Source organism: Nitrosomonas communis (assembly GCF_024102715.1).
Classification (GTDB): Bacteria; Pseudomonadota; Gammaproteobacteria; order Burkholderiales; family Nitrosomonadaceae; genus Nitrosomonas; species Nitrosomonas communis_B.
In genome coordinates this window covers 1-6,711 of the sequence record NZ_JAGFJM010000076.1, presented here as the reverse complement: position 1 = coordinate 6,711, position 6,711 = coordinate 1, and the positions used below count along the sequence as shown (strand labels likewise).

The window sequence follows — 6,711 nt, the reverse complement described above, 5'->3', positions numbered from 1 at the left end:
TATAGCAAAGCTCAAATAAATTGATTACAATCCATAGATGACTTATCCATCATCATTTCGCTGCAAAGTTTTGTCCGTTCGTAAGAAGGAAGGACTTACCATTGCGCAGGCGGCGGCGCGTTTTTGTGTGGGAATTGCCAGCGTGACGCGCTGGGTGAAGAATCCCAATCCCAAGCAGACCCGTAATAAACCGGCGACGAAGATCGACATGATCGCGTTGGCCCGTGATGTGCAGGCGTTTCCGGACGCCTATCAAGCCGAACGGGCTCGTCGACTAGGTGTAAGCGAAAAAGGTATTGGCCACGCGCTGCGGCGCATGAACATCAGCTATAAAAAAAACACTGCAGCATCCCAAAGCGGACGAAGACAAACGGCACACCTTCCAGGAGACGATTAAGGCGTATAAAGCTCAAAACCGCGTCATCGTCTATATTGACGAGAGTGGTTTTGCTCACGATATGCCACGAACACATGGGTATGCGCCCATTGGCAAGCGGTGTCACGGTGTGTGTAATTGGCATGCCAGAGGCCGCGTCAATGTGATCGGCGCGTTGATCGACAAATGTCTTCTGACGGTGGGATTGTTCAAAAGCAATATTGATGCAGATACTTTTTTCGGCTGGACGGTACATGATCTGTTGCCAAAACTCCCGCCAGCATCAGTTGTGGTCATGGATAACGCGACCTTTCACAAAAGGCAGGATATTCAAAATGTAATCACACAAGCCGGACATACGCTTGAATATCTACCAGCATATTCACCAGACCTTAACCCCATTGAGCACAAATGGGCACAAGCCAAAGCAATCAGAAAACAACAAAACCAAACCGTTGAGCAACTCTTTAAAATTGAATCATTTTATGTGGCGTTGGCTATAGTCACTTGCAGTACGTCGGTTTGTTCAGGTGAAAACATTGCTACAGCGATATCCTGGTCATCTGCATGTAGGCATGCTGCCAACGATACCGCGCCAGACATGAAACTATCAGCCGGATAGCCTAGCAGCGCTATGAGACTATCAGACACATGCAATAGCGTTATACACTCTGCAATGTGGTAATGGAGTTCGGCTTCAAGGCCGTTGCTGGAAGGATCGACCATCAATTAATTGGTGTATGGAAAAAATAAATGCCTCATTTCAGCAAAGCCAAATGTAGCGGAAGTCGGGTTGGGCAGCAATCATATTGAATTAATAAATCAATAGAAAAATATTGGGGTAAAAATCAGGTGAATCCCAACGCGTATATGCATGATTTCAACAAATTACCAATCAATGGATAGCATATGCGGTTTATACAAATGTTCAACGCTTTGAGCTTGCGCTAACAGACTTGGAGGTAATAGTCACTATTCTAAATCAGATAGTGCATGATCATGGAGATGATAAGTAACTTAATTGGCATCCAGCATACTCAGAGCAATGATAGAATCAGCCTGCGAAAAAGAATAGGGATCTTGCTAGTGGATAAAACGGGTACTTTTGCAAGGAAGAGTTATTTATGAACGAAGAAATTAAACAACGATTACAAAAGAGCGAGACATGGATGCGAGGACTTTATATGCTGCTTTTTATCTTCGTCTACGGTCTTGCGGAATTTCTGATTATTCTAGTAATGCTGTTTCAGTTTTTCTCCATCGTGCTGTCCGGCAGTACCAATGCTCAAATGCTCAAATTCGGTCAGAATTTGGCCGCATACGTTTATCAGATCATTATTTTTCTTACCTTTAATAGTGAGCAGCGCCCCTTTCCATTTAGTGCCTGGCCAAGCGAGCTGAGCGATCATGGAGATAACAGCAAATGATCTTTTGGCGGTTACAGTCATTCGATCAGTAAATGCTAATGCCCCAGCGAAGTCAGTTTGATTGTTCAATGCTCATATGAAATAGGATTGATTATAATGACTAATATATTGAAGCTCATTTTCAACATGACATGATAGGTAATAAAGCCGTAGCACTGTTTGCGAAAACTAATATCGCTGATGGGCGTTGACAGTCTAGTATGAGCATGGCAAATTTTTTGCAGGGCTGCACTCTCCATCAAATCCAATAGAGGAATTTAGGTTAAATGAAATTAATGACTGCTACCAAGTTTCTTTTGCTCGCTGCTTTGGCAACAGCCTTGTTGATTCATGTTGTCACGGATCATGTCAGCGCAGGCTGGCAGACTGCAAGCCGCGAACCAGTTGGACTGGCGCCTGATCCTGAACGAACACCGGAAGCGATCATCCAGGTTTATGGTGCACGTGCGTATAGTTGGCGTGGTTATTTCGGTGTTCATACCTGGATTGCGGTTAAGCCATCACTTGCCACTGCTTACACTGTCTATGAAGTTATCGGTTGGTATTTGCGCCAAGGTGGTTCTTCAGTATTGGCGATTCATCAGCAAAGACCAGACAGGCGCTGGTTTGGCAGCATGCCAGTCCTGCTGGCCGAAAAGCGTGGAGATGGTGTAGATGCATTGATTAGCCGTATCGAAGAAGTGGCCCATAACTATCCCTATGCAAAAGAATACACGATGTGGCCTGGCCCAAACTCGAATACCTTTGTTGCCTGGGTTTCACGCGCCGTTCCTGAACTTGAGCTTGACTTACCGCCTACGGCAATTGGCAAGGATTATCTTGGCAGTAATATGTTTTCAGTGGCACCTAGTGGCAGCGGCTGGCAGTGGTCCTTCTATGGATTATTGGGTGTCATCATCAGCGAAGTTGAAGGGATTGAAATTAATTTACTTGGGCTGACCTTTGGCATTTCTCCCAACCTGGTGGCCATTAAACTTCCGCTGGTTGGACGTATTGATCTGAGCGCATTGCTGAGCACATTGAATGGGCTCGTTGCTTCAACTTCAGTTCCGAAGTAATTTTTTGCTGTGATCAGAAGGAGCCTCTGAATCAATCATGCATCCTGGTAGCTACTACCCGCCTAATAAGACTTACGCGCTGTTTTAGACGCGCGTGTTTTCCTGGCCATAACCCAGCATGCCCTGTAAAACTCGGACTAGGTAGTAACTGGTCCAATTCAAGGCTCGGTTTATCCAGGATTGCTTTCCCCAATATTTCTTTGATACCGGCCTGGAGTCTTCTATCGCCTGTTGTAGACTAGTCCTGAGTTCCATTGCAAATACCTGATCAACGATCAAAACATTGGCTTCGCGCGCCATCAGCAAACTAAAGGGATCAATATTGGACGAGCCGACCGTTGACCAATATTGATCGATAACTGCCACCTTGGCATGGAGATAGCTTTTTTGATATTCATAAATCTTGATACCTGCATCAAGTAAATTTGCGTATAAAGCGCGTGTCGCATGATACTGGATGCGATACTCAATTTTTCCTTGCAGCAGCAGGATGACCGATACGCCGCGGCGGGCTGCATGGATGAGTGCGTGTCGAAAATTTCTGCCTGGAAGAAAGTAGGCATTGGCGATAATGATCTCATTGTAAGCAGTAGCGATTGCTTTGAGATAAGATCGTTCAATATCCCGCCGATGGCGCACATTGTCACGGATGACAAATGCCGCACGCTGGTTACCAACCGGTTTTGCAACAGCTTCCAGTTCGAGATGCGCAGTCCAGCGTTTTTTGAAATGTGCCCACGCAACCAGCATCCATAAACGTTTGGCAGCAGAATGAATGGTGGGGAGCAAAGGGCCTTCTATTTTTACTGCGTGATCAAAACGCGGTGTAGGCGCACCAGGCTTAGGATGATCATTGATGATGTTGATTCCCCCAATAAAAGCGATGCAAGCATCAATCACCACCAGTTTTCGATGCATGCGGCGTAAACGGTGGCGCCGGAAGCGGAAAGAAAAAACCTCTCGCCGGAATAGCAGAACTTGAACGCCCGCAGCGAGCAGGTTCTGAATGGCTTTTTGGGGAAAATCAAGCGAGCCATATCCGTCTATCAGCAGATGAACGGCAACACCACGCTGAGCAGCGCGCTTTAGCGCATTGGCAATACTGATGCCTGTTAAGTCGTATTTGAAAATATAAGTCTGAAGATGGATTTCCTGTCTGGCTGCATCAATGGCAGCTTCCAGAGCCGGGAAATATTCCGCGCCATTGCATAACAGAGTAATTCGGTTGCCATCGATAAATTCAGGCCGATTCATGCACGCACGATATTGGCTGATAACGCAGCATGATCAGAGATTCTTGACCAGTTGCGGCTCTGATGAACACATGCATTTCTTACTTGGAAACCACGGACATAGATGCGATCAAGGCGTAATAATGGAAAAACGGAAGGGTAGCTGCGTGCGGTTTTACCATGAGCCTGTTCAAACACCTCGGTTAATTCCAGATGTTTCACCAGGATACGGCTGGCTGTGCCATGCCAGTCATTGAAATCTCCTGCAATCACGAGTGGCGCATGGGATGGAACGAGTTGTTTGATACGCATTTCCATCGCCATGAGTTGTCTGCGCTGGCCACGCCTGAATAATCCTAGATGAACGCAAATGCAGTGCAGATTTTCCTGCCAGCCAGGGATACTGATTTCACAGTGAAGCAAGCCACGGTTCTCAAAACGATGTGAGGAAATGTCTTCATTTTCCCAGCTTACAATGGGATAGCGGCTGAGAATGGCATTGCCATGATGACCTTCGTCGTACACCGCATTTCTGCCATAAGCGAAATCCTTCCAGACCGAATCTGCCAGAAATTCATATTGGGAGCTGTTGGGCCAGTTTTCAAAACGGGATGCATGCTTGCTATGTTCTCCAACCACTTCTTGTAAAAAGATAATATCCGTATCGAGGGCGCGCAAGTGATCGCGCAACTCATGCAATACCATGCGATGATTGAAATAGGAGAAACCCTTGTGGATATTGTAGGTGGCAATATGCAGTTTATCGATCATAGATAACCTTTGGCGATTCCATCATCAGAAAGTCGGCATTTTCTATTACTCCTCAGCCATTTTACTGCATTTAGTGCTGTCGCTATCTGGAAACAGCCAGCATTCTTTCAAGGGTAAGTTTAGCAAGCTTTGCTTCGTGCTGGGGTACCTTGATTTGGTTGACTATGTTCCCTGCTGCCAGATTTTCCAGCGACCATGCCAGATGCTGCGGATCAATTCTTGCCATGGTTGAACACATGCACACCATCGGTGACATGAACTGGATGATTTTTCCCTGTGATTTGAATTCATCCGCGATTCGCCCAACCAAATTCAGCTCGGTACCCACTAGCCAACGTGTCCCTGCTTCGGCCTCGCTGATGGTTTTGATAATGAATTCAGTGGAACCGACATAATCAGAAGCTTTGCAAACTTCAAAACTGCATTCAGGATGCGAAATGACCAAACCTTCCGGATATTGATTGCGAAATCGCAGAATATGTTGTGGCTGGAACATCTGATGCACAGAGCAATGTCCTTTCCATAGCAAGATCTTGGCTTTTCTGATTTGCTCTTCCGTCAATCCTCCCATGGGCTCATCGAAATCCCATACAGGCATTTCTTCCAGCGACAGGCCCAATTGGTAACCACTCCAGCGCCCCAGATGCTGATCAGGAAAAAAAAGCACTTTATCACGCTGCGCAAACGACCATTGCAGGATTTTGGTAGCATTGCTGGAAGTGCATACAATGCCACCATGTTCTCCACAAAAAGCTTTCAGATCAGCGCTTGAATTAATATAGGTTACTGGCGTGATTTTTTCTTCTGGGTCAAGAACCTCGGTCAGTTCGCGCCAGACTCTTTCTACCTTGGAAAGATTTGCCATGTCAGCCATCGAACAACCTGCCGCAAGATCAGGCAGAATAGCAATTTGCTGCGAACTTGAAAGGATATCTGCTACTTCTGCCATAAAATGCACGCCGCAAAAAACCAGATAATCAGCATCCGTTTGCGCGGCAAGATAAGACAGTTTCAAAGAATCTCCCGTCAGATCAGCATGCCGGTAGACATCTGCGCGTTGATAATGGTGCGCAAGGATGACAGCACGTTTTCCCAGTTTTTCTTTGGCAGCAATAATACGTTGGGTACAGGCTTCATCCTGTAACAGTTCATAATTTTCAAAATCAATGGCAGTTGCGTGCATGGCTATTTCCAAATTTAATTAGTAAATACATTACCATAATCATATTGTGTCAGGGATTCAAGTTTAAAGAGAGCGAAGTGTAAAGAAATTGCAATAAAGTTCTTGGTGCTTTTTTCTTGAAAAAGATACTAGTTGAAACAGCACTTTAAGAGCGTTTTGGAATGTTTGGTTGATTAGAGTGTGATTTTGCTATAATTATCCAGGTAGATAGATCACATGAACTTGTTAACAGCTTTTGTAGCGAACAAATATTGAGTGCTAATTTCAAGCGATTTTTCAGCTATTTTTTTATGACTGCTGCAGTAACAGATTGGGGAAATAGCGTGGGGAAAAAAGCGGTAATTGTGAGATGATCCATCGTCTACTTCCAGGCCCTGTTGTTCTTCTAATTGTACTTATCTTGCTAACATTCTGGCTGGATCAAACGATCCAGCAACCAAGAATCCGTGAAGATAACGGTTCGAATCGTCAACCTGATTATATTATTGAAAATCTTGCGGGCGTTCAGGTGGTGCATGAGCATGATAAGGCGACGCGGCATATTTTTTCCGCAGATGTGCTGACCCATTTTCCAGTTGAAGATACAACCTATCTTGAACGAGTTGATTTTTCCAAGATCCAGCCTGATGAGACGCTGGTGCGGATAAATGCCGATTATGCAGAA

General features: G+C 45.4%; 8 protein-coding genes. 5 read left to right on the top strand and 3 right to left on the bottom strand.

The window, feature by feature from the left end:
- The first annotated feature begins 37 nt into the window (after positions 1-37).
- The 4 genes from J5I83_RS06975 to J5I83_RS06960 all read left to right on the top strand — a co-directional run bounded on the left by J5I83_RS06975 (position 38) and on the right by J5I83_RS06960 (position 2,861).
- Positions 38-397, top strand: a complete 360-nt coding sequence (locus J5I83_RS06975) for an IS630 transposase-related protein (RefSeq protein ID WP_304054454.1) — start codon at positions 38-40, stop codon at positions 395-397.
- Positions 330-998: an IS630 family transposase gene (locus tag J5I83_RS06970; protein WP_369683403.1), complete on the top strand. Its 669-nt coding sequence runs from the start codon at positions 330-332 to the stop codon at positions 996-998. Before J5I83_RS06975 ends, J5I83_RS06970 begins: the two co-directional genes overlap by 68 nt.
- 502 nt (positions 999-1,500) lie before the next feature.
- Positions 1,501-1,803 carry a DUF4389 domain-containing protein gene (locus J5I83_RS06965; RefSeq protein ID WP_304054452.1) on the top strand — a complete coding sequence of 101 codons (303 nt, stop codon included), beginning with the start codon at positions 1,501-1,503 and terminating at the stop codon, positions 1,801-1,803.
- A 266-nt stretch (positions 1,804-2,069) separates the two neighbouring features.
- Positions 2,070-2,861 carry a DUF3750 domain-containing protein gene (locus J5I83_RS06960; protein ID WP_304054450.1) on the top strand — a complete coding sequence of 264 codons (792 nt, stop codon included), beginning with the start codon at positions 2,070-2,072 and terminating at the stop codon, positions 2,859-2,861.
- 84 nt (positions 2,862-2,945) lie between these two features.
- On the opposite strand, the gene clsB is transcribed toward J5I83_RS06960, so the two are convergent.
- From clsB to nadA, 3 genes are all read right to left on the bottom strand, one after another.
- The gene (gene clsB, locus J5I83_RS06955) at positions 2,946-4,115 is read right to left on the bottom strand and encodes a cardiolipin synthase ClsB (protein WP_304054448.1); all 1,170 of its coding nucleotides are present in this window, start codon (positions 4,113-4,115) and stop codon (positions 2,946-2,948) included.
- Positions 4,112-4,864 carry an endonuclease/exonuclease/phosphatase family protein gene (locus tag J5I83_RS06950; protein ID WP_304054446.1) on the bottom strand — a complete coding sequence of 251 codons (753 nt, stop codon included), beginning with the start codon at positions 4,862-4,864 and terminating at the stop codon, positions 4,112-4,114. Before J5I83_RS06950 ends, clsB begins: the two co-directional genes overlap by 4 nt.
- An 82-nt stretch (positions 4,865-4,946) precedes the next feature.
- Complete coding sequence (gene nadA / locus J5I83_RS06945) at positions 4,947-6,047, bottom strand: quinolinate synthase NadA (protein ID WP_304054444.1); 1,101 nt, start codon at positions 6,045-6,047, stop codon at positions 4,947-4,949.
- 349 nt (positions 6,048-6,396) lie between these two features.
- On the opposite strand from nadA, the gene lptC reads away from it, so the two are divergent.
- Positions 6,397-6,711, top strand: a 315-nt coding sequence (lptC, locus tag J5I83_RS06940) for an LPS export ABC transporter periplasmic protein LptC (protein ID WP_304054442.1), incomplete at its 3' end; no start/stop codon positions are given.

Bases quoted from the DNA above. Each gene is read 5' to 3' on its own strand.
- J5I83_RS06950 (WP_304054446.1), bottom strand. From the start codon at position 4,864: ATGATCGATAAACTGCATATTGCCACCTACAATATCCACAAGGGTTTC.
- J5I83_RS06960 (WP_304054450.1), top strand. From the start codon at position 2,070: ATGAAATTAATGACTGCTACCAAGTTTCTTTTGCTCGCTGCTTTGGCA.
- clsB (WP_304054448.1), bottom strand. From the start codon at position 4,115: ATGAATCGGCCTGAATTTATCGATGGCAACCGAATTACTCTGTTATGC.
- J5I83_RS06965 (WP_304054452.1), top strand. From the start codon at position 1,501: ATGAACGAAGAAATTAAACAACGATTACAAAAGAGCGAGACATGGATG.
- nadA (WP_304054444.1), bottom strand. From the start codon at position 6,047: ATGCACGCAACTGCCATTGATTTTGAAAATTATGAACTGTTACAGGAT.
- J5I83_RS06975 (WP_304054454.1), top strand. From the start codon at position 38: ATGACTTATCCATCATCATTTCGCTGCAAAGTTTTGTCCGTTCGTAAG.